This window comes from Alcanivorax sp. UBA3183 (genome assembly GCF_002364155.1).
Lineage (GTDB): Bacteria > Pseudomonadota > Gammaproteobacteria > Pseudomonadales > Alcanivoracaceae > Alcanivorax > Alcanivorax jadensis.
Map to the genome: position 1 here is coordinate 17,710 of NZ_DEXN01000048.1, position 14,551 is coordinate 32,260.

The window sequence follows — 14,551 nt, forward strand, 5'->3', positions numbered from 1 at the left end:
TACGAGCTACGAGCTACGAGCTAAACAGTTGGATAACAAAGAGCCGGGCACTCAAGTTCCAGGCTTTTCTCTTTTCCTCGCAGCTCGTCGCTAGAAGCTCGCCGCTAACGACGTCAGGAGTTTTCCATGGAAAAAATCGTTCTTGCCTCCGGCAACGCCAAAAAACTCGCCGAAATGCAGCAACTGCTGGCGCCACTGAATATTGAGGTGGTGGCCCAGAGTGAGTTTTCCGTGCCGGAAGCGGATGAAACCGGTACCACCTTTGTGGAAAACGCCATTATCAAGGCCCGCAATGCCAGCAAGTACACTGGCCTGCCCGCCATCGCCGATGATTCCGGCATTGAAGTGGCAGCACTGAAAGGAGCCCCCGGGGTGTACTCAGCGCGTTTTTCCGGGGTCGGCGCCACCGATGCCAAGAACAATGCCTTGCTGGTGGAAATGCTGACCGATGCGCCGGACGTCTCCCGTAACGCCCGCTACGTAGCCGTGATCGTGCTCATGCGCCACGAGGATGATGCCACCCCGCTGATCTGCCAGGGCACCTGGGACGGAGAAATCGTACTGGAACCCCAGGGAGAGCAGGGCTTCGGCTATGACCCGCATTTCTTTGTTAAAGAAAAGCACTGCACCGCCGCCCAGTTGCCCGTGCAAGAAAAAAACGCACTCAGCCACCGGGGCAAGGCCATGGCCCAGCTGATCCAGGCCCTGCAGTAATGTTCTCCAGCCACCTTCACCCGTGTATCGTCCCGACCTGTTAGCATGGACTTCACGTGCAGCAGGGATGCCATTATGCGAACACGACAACTTGCCGTCGCCAGTGCCCTGACATCACTCGTCTCACTGGCCCAAGGCAGTGGCCTGGAGGGCAGCTTCCAGTCTCAGTGGCAAAGCCGCTATGTGACCGAAGGGCGAGACAACCTGGACAGCAACCCTCTGGTCTCCGCTGCCGCGTTGACCTGACCCGCCAGGCCATCACCGCCGGGGTCTGGCAGGCCTGGGCCAATGGCAGCGATTACCGGGAAAACAATCTCTTCGTGGAATACGCTCCCTACGTGGAGCACTGGAGCCCCTACCTCAATGTCACCTACCTGCAGTTTCACCCACAGGGTGGGGATGATGTGGAAACCGGCGCCGGTTTTATCGCGCCGCTTCAGCCCTGGCTATCCGTATCTCTGGATGGCACCTGGAGCAAACAGGCCTCTGGCGCTTTCTATGCTCTGACTCTGCACGCCCGGAGAGAACTGGCCCCCGATTGGACCGGTAAACTCCATATCACCCAGACCTACGATGACGGCTATGCCAGTGAGGATTACAACGGCCCGAATCACAGGGAGGTGGGCGCTCATTTACTCTGGGACGTACTGCCGGCACTGGAACTGCATGCGGGCTGGCAACATAGCTGGGCCGGGGAAGACGTACGCCGGGACGGCGGTAATGACCTCAGCTGGGGCCAGATCGGCCTGATCAGCTATTTCTGAACACGAGCCAGCCAGCGATCCAGGGCATTGGCGAATCTCGCCTTGTCCTGACCCGAATAACTGCTGGGGCCGCCGGTCTGCATACCGGCCGAGCGCATCTCTTCCATGAAATCGCGCATATTCAACCGCTCGCGCACGGTATCCTTGTCCAACCAATGCCCGTGTGGCGTTACCGCCTCCGCCCCCTTGGCGACCACCTCTGCCGCCAGCGGGATATCCTGGGTCACCACCAGGTCCCCCGGCTCGCAGCGGCGCACAATCTCGTTATCGGCCACGTCAAAGCCCTGTCCCACCTGAATGGCACGGATCAACGCAGAGCGCGGCACTGCCACCGGTTGATTGGCCACCAGAGTGCACGGAACCTGCACCCGCTGAGCCGCCCGAAACAACACCTCTTTCACCGGCCGCGGACACGCGTCGGCATCTACCCAGATATGCACCATATAGACCAGTTGATAATTGACAGTGAACAGTTGACAGCTAAAACCCTGTAAGCCCCATAACTCGACGCAACTCTTTGTTTTTCGCTGTCAATTGTCAACTATCAACTGTCAACTATTCTGCTACCATGCCCACACTTTCCCATTGCCCCAGCGCTCCTCCAACTCTCATGCCTCTGAAGAACCCACCCCTCTCCCTCTACATCCACACCCCCTGGTGTGTGCGCAAATGCCCTTATTGCGATTTTAATTCCCACGAGCGGGGTGAATTGCCAGAGGCGGCTTATCTACAGGCACTGCTGAAGGATCTGGATCAGGATCTACCGCTGATCAAGGACCGGCCGGTGGAAACCGTGTTTATTGGTGGCGGCACGCCGAGTTTGCTGTCCGGGGATTTTTATCAACAATTGTTTCAGGGTATCCGGCAACGGCTATGCCTGACCGATCAGGCTGAAATCACTCTAGAGGCCAATCCTGGCACGGTGGAAGCGGGTCGCTTTGCCGGCTTTCGGGAGGCTGGCATCAACCGGCTGTCTATCGGAGTGCAGAGCTTTAACAATGCGCACCTTCAAGCCCTGGGCCGCATCCATGATGCCAGTACCGCCATTGATGCCGCCCGCCAGGCCCGGGAGGCCGGCTTCACCACCTTCAACCTGGATATCATGCATGCCCTGCCCGGCCAGAGCCGGGCCCAGGCCCTGGATGACCTGCAACAGGCCATTGCGCTGCAGCCGACACATCTGAGCTGGTACGAGCTAACCATCGAGCCGAACACCGTCTTCTACCGCTCCCCCCCCGACCAGCCCGCACCCGACAGCATGGCCGATACCGAAGAGGCCGGCTTTGCCCTGCTGGCCAGCGAGGGGTTTCAGCGCTATGAGGTTTCTGCCTTTTCCCTGGACGGCCATGCCTGTCGGCATAACCTGAATTACTGGCAATTCGGCGATTACCTGGGTATCGGCGCAGGCGCCCACGGCAAGATCACCGATGCCGCCCGGGGCACCATCCACCGCTACCAGAAAACCCGTAAGCCGGAAGACTATCTGGCCCACCCGGAACAGGCCCGCCGCCAGTTCCAGCCAGTGACAGAAGATGACCGCTTGTTCGAATCCCTGATGAACGGCCTGCGACTCGTGGAGGGTATCCGGTTACAGACTGTAGAGGACAACACCGGCCTTCCTGCGGCACAATGGATAAAGAATCTGGGGGAACTCCGGCAACAGGGACTGCTGGAGGTCACCGCTCAGCGACTGCATTGCACCGACAAGGGCATGCACCACCTGAACGGGGTATTGGCGAAGCTGGCAGAGGCGCTATGACAAAGCGCTTGAACCACTCCCCAATGCTATCCACACTGTTTCCATGCATCACAACAGATACCGACTATGATCAAGACACGGAGCGGGCGCGAACAGGCGCTGGCAGAGCGCGAACAACTGTTTATCGAAGCCACCCGCCAGCAATTGTGCAACGAAGGCCTGCTCGGCATCCAGATGGCTGCCATTGCCCGGAGCTGTAATTTCGCTACCGGCACGCTGTACCACCACTTTGCCTCGAAAGAGGATCTGCTTATCGCGGTCTGCACGGAGTTGACCACGACTCGCCGGGACTACTTCCAGCGCGTCGCCGACTCCGAGCTCAGCACCCGTGACAAGATGCTGGCCTTCGCCGTGGCCTATGCCCTGTTTGCCCAGCACTACCCGGAACACTTCCGGCTGGAACAATATGTAATGACCGAAGTGGTCTGGCACGCAGCGTCTGCCAATCGCCGCGAACAAATGCTGGAAGCAACCCAACCCATCGGCCGCATGGTGGAGCAGGTAGTCAAGGACGCCATGGAAAATGGCGAACTGGAAACCCACGGCCTGGCGCCGCTGGCTTTCAGCATCGGCCAATGGTCCATGAGCATGGGCATGCACACCCTGATCCATGCGGAAGGGATTCTGGACATGTATGACCTGAAAGACCCCTACCGGATGCTGCTGCGCAATATCCAGCTACAGCTCAATGCCATGAAGTGGCAGCCGCTGGCTGGCGATCCCTTTGACGATGCTGAACTCGACCAGAAAGTGGATGACTTGTGCAGAACGCTCTTCAGTGATCTGTGCAGTGAAAAGAAGCATTGCCTGGCTCTGGGATAATTCACCTACCCACTACTAGTGGCAGACTCTCCCCCACAGGCCCAAGCGACCAGTTTGGGCTGCATACTATATGTTACAACAAGCACAGCCCCCAACCCGCCCTCGCAATCTGAATACTTGAACCCATAAAAAACGGCCTAGGCACTTAGACACCTAGACCGTTTCAAAAACCGCAACTATTGAATCAGTTTACTGGCACGATCCGGCTTATTGCGCGACCAGTAGGCGGATCCACCGTAATCACCAGCGGCAAGAAATTTTGCCCCTCGGGGTTTTTGGTGAATGCGAATGAGCAGAATTCTGGCTCGGAAGTCGAACCAATCGTACATTCTGTTGCACCTGCCGATAGCAGCATATCCCCAGGATCGACCGAAATGGTTGTGCCCTCCTCAGGAGCGTTACCGTTCAGATCTGCCACCATTGGAGAAATGGTAAAACCACCCACATCGGCATAAGTGACGCTTTGAATAAACCCTTCTGCGGATACGGTTACCCCGCTCACTGGGCTGCCTGCTACAGAATCAACAAAAAGCGCGTCAGCCCACCCTTGCGGGGAATCGTTACTTCCACTGGCAAGCCAGGCCTGCTCAGAAACCCATTCGGCGCTGCTCAAATCCGCATTGGCCATAAAAGGATACAGCTGAACATTTGCGGTAGAAGATACGATCACCAGCTGTCGTCTTACGTAGATCCGGCAATCCCCTCCCTGAGCACAATCGCCATTGATGCCGTTATACTCACCATTACGCTGCTGGTAGCTTCCTGCATTTTCAATATTGAAGAAAACATTATTAGGCGGAGCACCATACAACCCGGTTTCATTGGCATCCACGAATGGGTCTGGCAAATCCACATAGACCCGATCACTATTATCCGCCGCCGTTCCCCAGATTGAATCACCATTGGTGTCGATAAAAGATTCGACGCCAGGCGTATAAGCGAGAACCGTACTACGACCAAAACGATCATGGAAACCACACCCAAATCGGGCCACACCATACTGAGAGACAAACTCTCCAGGCTGCGCAGTCACACAGGTCCGCCCTTTCTTAGAGGCATCGAACTTTTCTTCTCGCAAACCCTGGCTGGTCCAGGTTACCGAACAGGTACCATCTACTGTCTGACAACTGGATCCAATTTTTCCCAACTCGGACACAAACTGAACATTAGTGCCATCCGGCACAGGGTTGCCGAATTGATCAGCCGCACTGGCGATCACCTGAGTCGGTGTATTTAGAATACTGCCACCAGCAGGAGATGGGTTTTGTGAACCAACAGCAATTCGAAAGTTCTCCTGTACCGGCAGCCCGGCACTGATTGATAGCGCATTTGTACTAGTGGTGACTGCAGGGAGAGCGGTGAGCGTCGCCTGGACTGCCAACGAGGTGGGCACAGTACCGGAGTTCACCTGTACACTGACCTCACCCTGGGAATTGCTCTGACGGACAATTTCCGTCTGGCCACCGGCAAATACAATACCGCCGATGGTCGTGGAGAGGGTAAACGTCACATCCGCAGGGGAGGTGAGCGGCGTACCGTTCTCGTCTTTCAGCAGGAATAGCAAGGTAGCACTTTCCTGGCCACCCACAGATGCAGAGCCCTTGATGCTCAGCTGACCGTCAGCCGGATCCGAACCAAGATATTCGATGGAAGACGGCGCCGCATTCTCGATGGCGATTGTGCCGGACTGGGCTTGAAGCTGCTCGCCGTTCACGGTTGCAAACGCACGGATACTGTCAGAATCACAACCCGCACCGGCAGTATAGGTCACTGTGACGACGCCGCTGCGAGCAATCTTGCTGGCCTCCACCTGAGAGGTACCACAATTTACGCTCTGGAAAGTCACTTCCGTTTCGTCGGTGTAGGCTGTACCCGCAGTCACATTACGAAGGTTACCGGTGACGGTAATCGTGCTACCGGCAGCGATGTCATCGTTGCTGAGGCCCAATACCCCTTCCTGAAAGCTGGCGCCATCATCGAAACCAAATTGCACTTCATCCTGAACCGCATTGAAAACCCGCTCTTCGACCACGGTCTGGTTATCAAAATCAGTGGTTGCCTGAAGCGTACCCGCACCAGAATCATTGCCGATATCCAGTGACACCGTTGCCTGTCCTGACGCATTGGTCAGCACTTTACCGGTAGAGGGCGACAGAGTGCCCAGATCGGTGGAGAAAACCACGATCTTGTTCTGCTGGGTCGCCCCCGAGGAATTCCTCACCTCAACCGTAATATTTTCGGGCTGAGAAGAATTGATCTCCGTGGGCATCTGCACAAACGAAATGGTGCCAACCTGCACATCACTGCCGGAACCATCGGTAACGAAATTGACCGTAGCGTTCAAATTGCCATAGGAGGCGGCGGCGGCGGCGGCACCCGCGGAAGAACCCGCCGAGAGATTCGCGCTGGCACAGCCATTATTCTGTGTAAGGGCGGTACCGGAGGCTGGAGAAATCACCCCCAGGGAAGTCTGGAAGAAGATGACTTCACCCGGTACCGGGTCACCCTCCGAGTCCACCAGGCAGGCTTTTAACAACCCTAATTGATCACGACTGACTTCGGCGATGTTCACCGTATCATTCTGGTCACGCAGCACCAGGGACAACGCATTACTATTATCCACCGTTCCACCGCCGCCAGTCGCATCGCCAAGGGTTTCAAAGTTCACAATGCCCAGCGAGTCGGTGTTCGGAATACCTGCCACCAGTTGACCGGCGCCTTCTACATCACCAGCGCGAAGAACAATGGTCGCGACACCACTGGCATTCGTCAAAGCTGTACCGCCTTCTGGCGACAGCTCGCCCAGTGATGCCTGGAACTCGACAATGACACCTTCCTGGGGCACCCCATTTTGCGCAACAAATGCTCTTGCCCTTGCCGGGTTATCCGCTGAAATAGGGTTCATCGCGCTGCCAATGGCACCACCAGAAAGATCATTCAGACTAACGGATATGGAGAAACCGGACCCATCATCACTACCGGGGGTTCCTCCGTTTCCGGGGATCAGATCCTGACTACTACCACCACCGCCACAGGCGGCCAGCATTAGCACCAACAGGCCGATCATAAAGCCTGGCAACAACCGCAAGGACGCCGCCTTATTCATCTCAGACATTTCCTTCCCCCACTTCAGAACTGATGAACCAGGCCTACTGATGGGCCTTTATAAGTTACATCCCCGATATCGTAATACTGGGTATATTCCACATTGACACCGAGACGTTCACCAAATATGAAATCGGCCCCTACACCATAGGAGACATCCTCAATGGTATTCTTGAAAGACCAGGATGCTCCTTCAAACTCTTCCTCCCCTGCGGTGAAACCGACTAATGCATAGGGACGAACCAAACCAAGCTGATAACCAAGAGACAGATACCCGCCGGCATGGTAGTTAAAGCGATATTCCGCATTGTTTTCAGAATGATCCGACAGGGTTGTGCCGAGCCGCATTTCAGCACTGACATACTCGTTAATATGTGCACCCAATCGAACAAAGACCTCACCGGTGTCGAAACGGTCACCCCGGAAGAAACGGTCATCCTGCTCCAGCTGGGTATAATTGATCCCGATAAAACCATCATCCGCTACTGACAAAGATGGCATCAGTACCAGCAAGGCGGCGGCCCCCGCAAATACTTTCATTGTTCTCTCCTTGGCGTCCAAACCAGGATCTGGACGTTTCTTTTTTTAAGGTCTGTCAGGTCGCTAGCTAGCGATCCATAGCGTTCTGTGCCGGAGTGCAACCCAGGCAGCGCAGGAATGTAGAGCGAGCCGGGGTTTTCACCAACACTTCAGCGGCTTCGTCTTCATTTTTTCCCAAAAGCGTAAAGGGCAAAGACACCGTGTAAACAGCGGTACCAACAATCGTCGCTCCCAGCATCAACGGACGCACCAGCAAAGTATCGGCGATCATGGCGATTTCACCTGGCCGGTTCCCTTCAATGTCGTCCATCTGACGAGCCTGGGCAGCAAGCGGAGACAGCGCCCCAAAAGCCATGCTGATCGCGAGTGCGGATGCCACTACCGGGCGCTTTGCTCGCTTCATGGTGATTCCCTCTTCGAGTCTTGATTCTTGTAGTTAAAGTATCGCTGACATTGTTCCAGCTAAGTCGTTAATATTCCGACAATTGCATCACAATCTACACCTTTGTTCGTAGCCCAGCAATAGGCTGAATGATCAATTCATGACCAGCGGCACCCGACTGCGGACCAGGTCTCATACTAGCGTTGGCATTGCGGGCAATAGCTGGTGCTGCGCTGGCCATGACGATCTGCCTTGAGCAACGCCTCGCATTGCGGGCAGGGCTGGCCGGCCCGACCATAGACATTCAGGGACTGGGCAAAATAGCCTGGCTGACCATCTGCACTGGTAAAGTCTTTCAGGGTCGTGCCGCCCGCCTCGATTGCCCTGGCCAGCACCACCCGGATGGCATCCGCCAACCGCTTGTAACGCTCCCGGGAAATCCGACCTGCCGCCCGGGAAGGATGGATTCCAGCAATAAACAGACTTTCCTGCGCGTAGATATTGCCCACCCCGACCACCGTGGCGTTATCCATGATGAAGCTCTTCACCGCCACCTTGCGCCCCCGCGAGCGGGCAAACAGCCAGTCACCATGGAAGTCCTCACCCAAGGGTTCCGGGCCAAGTGCCGCCAGTAACGCATGGGGCTCGCCTCCAGGCTGATACAACACGCTGCCGAAACGTCGCGGATCGTTAAACCGCAGCACCTTGCCACTGTCGAGCAGCAGATCCACATGATCATGCTTGCGCAGAGGCAGAGCGGCCTCCACCACTCGCAAAGTCCCAGACATGCCGAGATGAATCATTACCTGGCCCGCCTCGAGCTCAATCAGCAGGTATTTAGCCCGTCGCCGCAGGGCAATGACCGGGCAATCCTTCAGCGCATACAGGGCGTCACTGACCGGCCATCGTAACCGTGACTCACGCACAGTAACGGCTTTCAGGGTGCGCCCTTCCAGGTGGGGGCGAATGCCTCTGAGGGTGGTTTCCACTTCGGGTAATTCGGGCATAGGAAAGTCAGTTGACAGTTGATAGTGGACAATTGACAGCTAAGGGCGTGCTGGCGCCAGCTATGTTACCTTGCTGCCAGTTTTTTTGTCTTTCGCTGTCAACTTTCAACTGTTAACTGTCAACTGATATGTCCGTTTCCTATTGGCTCGGCGTCGACACCGGCGGCACGTTTACCGATTTTGTGCTGCTCGGGGACGGCGAGCCGCGTATTCACAAGGTACTGTCCACTCCAACAGCTCCCGAACAGGCGATCCTGCAAGGCATTGGTGAGCTTGGGCTCGATGACGCCATGGCCGCGGGCCAGCTGGCCATCGTCCATGGCACTACAGTGGCTACCAACGCGGCGCTGGAAGGCAAAGGCGTCCACACGGTGCTGGTCACCAACCAGGGGCTGGAAGACATACTGCGCATCGGCCGGCAGAACCGGGCAGAGCTTTATAACCTGACACCGACACAGCCCCCCTCAGTGCTGGAGACCTTGCCCGTTGCCGGCACATCTTGCCGGCTTGATGCCCAGGGCCAGGAAGTGACACCACTCAGTGAAGCGAGCCTGTCACAACTGGTGGAGGAGGTGCTTGCCCACCAGCCGCAATCTGTGGCCCTGTGTCTGCTGTTTTCCTATCTGAATCCGGCCCATGAGCAACGGATCCGCGAGGCCCTGGAAGTCACCGGCCTGCCGGTCAGTGCCTCCCACACCATTCTGCCCACCCGGGGTGAGTACGAACGTGGCATAGCCACTTGGCTGAATGCCTGGCTGGCCCCCAAGGTAGCCAACTATCTGCAGCGCCTTCAGCAGGCGACAAGCCCCGCGCCACTGGCAATTATGCAATCCCACGGCGGCACCATTGCCTCCGAGCAGGCCGCCGATCTGGCGGTAAACCTGCTGCTATCCGGCCCTGCCGGCGGCCTTGCCGCCGCCAAGCGACTGGGCGAACAGCTCCAGCAGCCGCAACTGATGACCTTTGATATGGGCGGCACCTCCACGGACGTTGCCCTGCTGGACGGCGACCTGCGACTCACCCAGCAGGGCCACATAGGCCCCTATCCAGTGGCGGTTCCCATGGTAGACATGCATACCATCGGCGCCGGTGGCGGCTCACTGGCCTATGTGGATGATGCGGGCCTGCTCCACGTGGGGCCGCATTCCGCTGGCGCCGACCCTGGGCCAGCCTGTTATGGACGTGGCGGTGACCGGGTCACGGTCACCGACGCCAATGTAGTGCTCGGCCGTCTGCAACCGGATTTCGCCCTGGGCGGCTCCCTGACACTGGATGTGGCCTCCGCGAAAAATGCCATGCAGCAGCTGGCAACACAGCTTGGGCTCGGCATGGAGGAAACGGCAGAAGGGGTATTGGCACTGGCCAATGAACACATGACCCAGGCACTACGGGTGATTTCCATTCAGAAAGGCTTCGATCCAGCGGATTTTGCCCTGCTCAGTTTTGGCGGTGCCGGCGGTCTTCACGTCTGCGCCCTGGCAGACAATCTGGGCATGCAGAGGGCCATTGTTCCCCGTCGTGCAGGCGTCCTTTCTGCCGAGGGGCTGGTGTATGCACCCCGTAAACGCGAACACCTCCAGGCGCTGCCCGAGGCCTCTGACGACACGACACTGCAATCCCTGACAGCCCTGCAACAACAGGGCAGCGAAGAACTGATTCAAGAAGGGGTCCCGGAGCGCGACATTCAGCACCAGGTCTTTGTGGATATGTGTTACCAGGGCCAGTCATCCGTATTACAGATTCCCTGGCAGAGCGCCGCCGCAGAGCGAGAAAAACGGTTTCACGCGGCCCATGAGCAGCGTTTCGGTCACCGCCTGGCACTGCCGGTACAACAGGTGAATATCAGGGTACAAAGCCTGGCCACCACCTATCCACCTCCCCAGCCGCCCCTGCCTGCGCGAACCGGCCAGGCAAATCGCCAAGCGCAGCTGCCCGGCGTGGACCCGCTGGTGACAGTTTATGACCGCGAGACCCTGGGCGCAGGCCAGACCCTACATGGCCCGGCATTGATCAGTGAAGCGGTGGGAACGACCTGGCTCGCCCAGGGCTGGCAGGCTTCGGTGGACCAGTCCGGCCATTTGTTGCTGGACCGCTCTGACGCCTGACACCAATCAGTGTAGTCGCCCTGAGTCCAGCACGCGGTTTTGCTTATTTTGCGTCCTGCGTCAGGCCCAGGGGCTCTTTTTCCTACCGCTCATCCGCCCCTGGCCAACCCCTGGCCCGAAAGTCCGAATATGACCCGTTCGGCACCTTCTTCCTGTCATCCTGACTGGGCACAATAGGAGCTCCGTTTTTACCTTGTGCGATTTTCATGCTGAATTATCTGAGCAACGGCCTGCTGGCCCCTAGCCTGGGTGTGCTGATTCTGATCACCCTGGCCATGACCCACATCACTATTGTCGGCGTCACTGTATACCTGCACCGCTATTCCGCCCACCGGGCCCTGGAATTGCATCCGGTGCTGAAACATTTTTTTCGCTTCTGGCTGTGGCTGACCACCGCTCAGAACACTCTCGAGTGGACCGCCATCCACCGCAAGCACCACGCCAAATGCGAAACCGAAGACGACCCGCACAGCCCGCAGGTCAAAGGCATCAAAAAAGTCCTCAGCGAAGGGGCCGAGCTTTATCGTGAAGAAGCGGAAAATCAGGAAACCCTGAAAAAATATGGCGCCGGCTGCCCGGACGACTGGGTTGAGCGCAATATCTATTCCCGCTTCCCCATGGGCGGCGTGACTCTGATGGCGGTGATCGACCTGCTGCTGTTTGGTGCCGCCGGTATCACCGTGTGGGCGATTCAGATGATGTGGATTCCACTGTTCGCTGCCGGGGTCATCAACGGCATCGGTCATTACTGGGGCTATCGCAACTTCGAGTGCGCCGATGCCTCCCGTAACATTTCGCCGTGGGGCATCCTGATCGGCGGTGAAGAACTGCATAACAATCACCACACCTACCCCAACTCCGCGAAACTTTCCGTACGCCGCTTTGAGTTTGATATGGGCTGGGCCTGGATTCGTCTGTTTGAAATGCTGGGTATGGCCAAGGTGAAAAAAGTCGCTCCCAAACCGGCCTTCGAGAAAAGCGCCAGCAAAGTGGACCTGGATGCCCTGCGCGGCATCATGCAGCATCGTTTCCAGGTAATGGCCACCTATCGCAAGACCGTCATCGTGCCGGTGTTCAAGCAGGAACAGGCCCGCGCCTGTGACGCTACCCGCGATTTGTATGCCCGTGCCCACGCCCTTTTCCATCGGGACATAAGCCTGATCAAGCCCGGCCAGAAAAAGCGGCTGCAGAAGCTGACCGAAAGCAACGAAACCCTGGATGCCATCTACCAGTTTCGGTTACGCCTGCAGGACATCTGGACCCAGACCAGCCGTAATTCTTCGGAGATGGTAGAAGCTCTGGAGCAGTGGTATCACGATGCCCGAGAGTCAGGCATTGCGGCCCTGCAGGAGTTTGCCGACCAGCTGACTCGCTATCGGCCAGCGACTGTGTCGCACTGATTTTCAGTTGTCGAGCACCACAAAAAAGGCCGCATTTTTGCGGCCTTTTTTTGTGGTGCCAGGTTGGCAGTCTTCGAAGAACACGAAACTCAATATCCAGGCTGAAGCAGAGGAGAGGGCGCGAATAGGCAGAGTACTCCAGTGCCAACATCACCTCTGATTAGCCGTTTCCTAAAAGAGCGACCGAAAGGGCCATCACTGATCCGGCTGCTCAACCGCAATATTCTCGATCAGTTGGATACCATCCTGGTTGGCCGCACTGACATTAACGCTAATACCCCCCAGCCCAACACCCAGGGTTCGTAGCAAAGGATTGATAACAGCCTCCGCGAGGCTTGATATGACATCATTCAAAAGCACAAGCACCGGATCCACAATAGGGGTCAATAGCGGCGTCAGGTTAATCAAGCCAAAATTGCTCCTGAGAAGCGAAGCCTCATGAACCGTTATATCCAGATCCAGACCAGACAACCCATCACCCAGATCGTTGTGTTGTGACTGATCGCATCCTTCAATTGGATCACAATACAAATTATAGCGAGGGTCCATGAACACCGTTTCTTCAACACCGGGAACCTCCCCCTCCACTTCCGCGTTCAGATAAAGTATGCCTTCGATGGGGGGAAGCAGCCCAGACAACAGCGACAATCTACCAACATTTGCTTCCAATCGCTCTGGCAGTAACTCGCCCCCCGGCCCCAACCGCCCGGTTACAATACGAGCCACTTCCCGCTCAAGATTAACGCCAAACTCCACCGAGTTTGAGCGCCCTCTAGCGCAATCAGCGGAAATTAATTGGCCTTCGCCGCCGCCTGCATTGACGGCCAGAGGGACCGTTAAATCCGCAAGAGAAAATGTCAGCAGGGGACCCAGGCTTATCGGCAACAATTCTACCTGTGCGGATAACTGCAACGTCACATCCGGCGCATAAAAACGGGTGACCCATTCCCCATCCGCGTCCTGACGAGCAGGACCGACAGCTACAGTCGGTGGCTCGCCCACGTTCAAGCCAAGGTCCACCGAATTAATATTGGCGATAAGCGGGACAGACAGGTTGTTGATAGTTAGCGGCAACGACAGCAGGCCGCCGGCTCCAGCCTGCTGCTGCTCAGCCAGATTGAGCACCAGGCTGATGACTAGATCATAGACAGGAAACTCACTGGAAGCAGGAACAGAGGCATTTTCCACCACATTGATAATGTCTCCCACTTTGACAGTATCGATTCCTTGGGCCGTTACAATATCATCCAATAGATCGGCAACCGGCGCCGTAACGTCTCCAACATCACCAATGGCCGCCGCTAATTCGGACGCATCAAGCGCCAGGAGATCCACCAGGTCATCAACACCGACTGCTGTCAACAAATCGCCTAATTGCACGGTGGTATTTTCTAGGCTGTTGAGGTCAGTCGGATCAAGACTGAACCCCGGCTGATTGAGAACAACGCCTAGCAAACTGCCCAGCAAGGTGGCATCACCGCCCACGCCTGCAGTGCTGCCAGCCGCACTGACGGTTGCCACCACCTCCTTGCGCACAGCAGCATTGACGGAAATATCAATGCCCCCGAACACCGATTGCGGCAACAGCATGGAAATCGGTTCTGTGCGGGTATAGCTCACCAGCACCGCATTACTTTGTTCGATAATATTGACGGGAGCGAAAGCCACCACACCATCATTATCGGTATCATCAATCACACCGAGCTGCACTTCCAGCTCTTCAGCAGCACCCTGAAAGCCCTGGGCGGCTGCCGCCGCCAATGCGCGCTGCTGGACAAGGGCAGTGCTGGGTGCTTGCCCACCACAGGCCTGAGCCTCTCCTGCTGCAGCCTGGGCCGCCACATTCACTTGAGCCTGCATATCACTGCGCAAACTGTAAAGGCGCGCACCATCCAGCGCCATGACCGTGAGGGTAATGACGATCAACAGCAACAGCGGGGTAATGACTGACAA

Annotated in this window: 13 protein-coding genes; 7 read left to right on the forward strand and 6 right to left on the reverse strand. The window is 56.9% G+C overall.

Going from position 1 to position 14,551, the window contains the following annotated elements; all coding sequences use genetic code 11:
- Window positions 1-126 precede the first annotated feature (126 nt).
- The 3 genes from rdgB to B3Q33_RS15945 all read left to right on the forward strand — a co-directional run bounded on the left by rdgB (window position 127) and on the right by B3Q33_RS15945 (window position 1,478).
- Window positions 127-714, forward strand: a complete 588-nt coding sequence (gene rdgB / locus B3Q33_RS15935) for an RdgB/HAM1 family non-canonical purine NTP pyrophosphatase (protein WP_272975165.1) — start codon at window positions 127-129, stop codon at window positions 712-714.
- Between the two features lie 75 nt (window positions 715-789).
- A complete protein-coding gene (locus tag B3Q33_RS15940; protein ID WP_272975164.1) occupies window positions 790-960 on the forward strand; it encodes a hypothetical protein in 171 nt (56 codons plus the stop codon).
- A 74-nt stretch (window positions 961-1,034) separates the two neighbouring features.
- Complete coding sequence (locus B3Q33_RS15945) at window positions 1,035-1,478, forward strand: hypothetical protein (RefSeq protein WP_286829292.1); 444 nt, start codon at window positions 1,035-1,037, stop codon at window positions 1,476-1,478.
- Here the strand turns inward: B3Q33_RS15945 and B3Q33_RS15950 are convergent.
- Complete coding sequence (locus B3Q33_RS15950) at window positions 1,469-1,921, reverse strand: YaiI/YqxD family protein (protein WP_337894537.1); 453 nt, start codon at window positions 1,919-1,921, stop codon at window positions 1,469-1,471. The genes B3Q33_RS15945 and B3Q33_RS15950 overlap by 10 nt on opposite strands.
- 167 nt (window positions 1,922-2,088) lie before the next feature.
- On the opposite strand from B3Q33_RS15950, the gene hemW reads away from it, so the two are divergent.
- Window positions 2,089-3,237, forward strand: coding sequence for a radical SAM family heme chaperone HemW (gene hemW, locus B3Q33_RS15955; RefSeq protein WP_272975160.1), 1,149 nt, complete (start codon window positions 2,089-2,091; stop codon window positions 3,235-3,237).
- 66 nt (window positions 3,238-3,303) lie between these two features.
- The gene (locus B3Q33_RS15960; protein ID WP_286829302.1) at window positions 3,304-4,059 is read left to right on the forward strand and encodes a TetR/AcrR family transcriptional regulator; all 756 of its coding nucleotides are present in this window, start codon (window positions 3,304-3,306) and stop codon (window positions 4,057-4,059) included.
- A gap of 184 nt (window positions 4,060-4,243) precedes the next feature.
- Here B3Q33_RS15960 and B3Q33_RS15965 read toward each other — a convergent pair whose 3' ends face one another.
- The 4 genes from B3Q33_RS15965 to mutM form a co-directional block, all read right to left on the reverse strand.
- Window positions 4,244-7,174, reverse strand: a complete 2,931-nt coding sequence (locus B3Q33_RS15965; protein ID WP_286829308.1) for a hypothetical protein — start codon at window positions 7,172-7,174, stop codon at window positions 4,244-4,246.
- Window positions 7,175-7,188: 14 nt separating this feature from the next.
- Entirely contained in the window at window positions 7,189-7,704 is a 516-nt protein-coding gene (locus B3Q33_RS15970; protein ID WP_272997584.1) for an outer membrane beta-barrel protein, read from the reverse strand.
- Between the two features lie 67 nt (window positions 7,705-7,771).
- A complete protein-coding gene (locus tag B3Q33_RS15975) occupies window positions 7,772-8,107 on the reverse strand; it encodes a hypothetical protein (protein WP_035248658.1) in 336 nt (111 codons plus the stop codon).
- Between the two features lie 176 nt (window positions 8,108-8,283).
- Complete coding sequence (gene mutM, locus B3Q33_RS15980) at window positions 8,284-9,093, reverse strand: bifunctional DNA-formamidopyrimidine glycosylase/DNA-(apurinic or apyrimidinic site) lyase (protein ID WP_272962268.1); 810 nt, start codon at window positions 9,091-9,093, stop codon at window positions 8,284-8,286.
- Between the two features lie 128 nt (window positions 9,094-9,221).
- On the opposite strand from mutM, the gene B3Q33_RS15985 reads away from it, so the two are divergent.
- Window positions 9,222-11,198: a hydantoinase/oxoprolinase family protein gene (locus B3Q33_RS15985; RefSeq protein WP_286829339.1), complete on the forward strand. Its 1,977-nt coding sequence runs from the start codon at window positions 9,222-9,224 to the stop codon at window positions 11,196-11,198.
- A gap of 206 nt (window positions 11,199-11,404) precedes the next feature.
- Complete coding sequence (locus B3Q33_RS15990; protein WP_035248666.1) at window positions 11,405-12,598, forward strand: DesA family fatty acid desaturase; 1,194 nt, start codon at window positions 11,405-11,407, stop codon at window positions 12,596-12,598.
- Window positions 12,599-12,793: 195 nt separating this feature from the next.
- Here B3Q33_RS15990 and B3Q33_RS15995 read toward each other — a convergent pair whose 3' ends face one another.
- Window positions 12,794-14,551, reverse strand: coding sequence for a hypothetical protein (locus B3Q33_RS15995; RefSeq protein ID WP_035248669.1), 1,758 nt, complete (start codon window positions 14,549-14,551; stop codon window positions 12,794-12,796).

What these genes read in the sequence shown, in the direction of transcription:
- B3Q33_RS15990 (WP_035248666.1), top strand. Translation starts at nt 11,405, where the DNA reads ATGCTGAATTATCTGAGCAACGGCCTGCTGGCCCCTAGCCTGGGTGTG.
- mutM (WP_272962268.1), bottom strand. Translation starts at nt 9,093, where the DNA reads ATGCCCGAATTACCCGAAGTGGAAACCACCCTCAGAGGCATTCGCCCC.
- hemW (WP_272975160.1), top strand. Translation starts at nt 2,089, where the DNA reads ATGCCTCTGAAGAACCCACCCCTCTCCCTCTACATCCACACCCCCTGG.
- B3Q33_RS15985 (WP_286829339.1), top strand. Translation starts at nt 9,222, where the DNA reads ATGTCCGTTTCCTATTGGCTCGGCGTCGACACCGGCGGCACGTTTACC.
- B3Q33_RS15975 (WP_035248658.1), bottom strand. Translation starts at nt 8,107, where the DNA reads ATGAAGCGAGCAAAGCGCCCGGTAGTGGCATCCGCACTCGCGATCAGC.
- rdgB (WP_272975165.1), top strand. Translation starts at nt 127, where the DNA reads ATGGAAAAAATCGTTCTTGCCTCCGGCAACGCCAAAAAACTCGCCGAA.
- B3Q33_RS15940 (WP_272975164.1), top strand. Translation starts at nt 790, where the DNA reads ATGCGAACACGACAACTTGCCGTCGCCAGTGCCCTGACATCACTCGTC.
- B3Q33_RS15965 (WP_286829308.1), bottom strand. Translation starts at nt 7,174, where the DNA reads ATGTCTGAGATGAATAAGGCGGCGTCCTTGCGGTTGTTGCCAGGCTTT.
- B3Q33_RS15960 (WP_286829302.1), top strand. Translation starts at nt 3,304, where the DNA reads ATGATCAAGACACGGAGCGGGCGCGAACAGGCGCTGGCAGAGCGCGAA.
- B3Q33_RS15950 (WP_337894537.1), bottom strand. Translation starts at nt 1,921, where the DNA reads ATGGTGCATATCTGGGTAGATGCCGACGCGTGTCCGCGGCCGGTGAAA.
- B3Q33_RS15970 (WP_272997584.1), bottom strand. Translation starts at nt 7,704, where the DNA reads ATGAAAGTATTTGCGGGGGCCGCCGCCTTGCTGGTACTGATGCCATCT.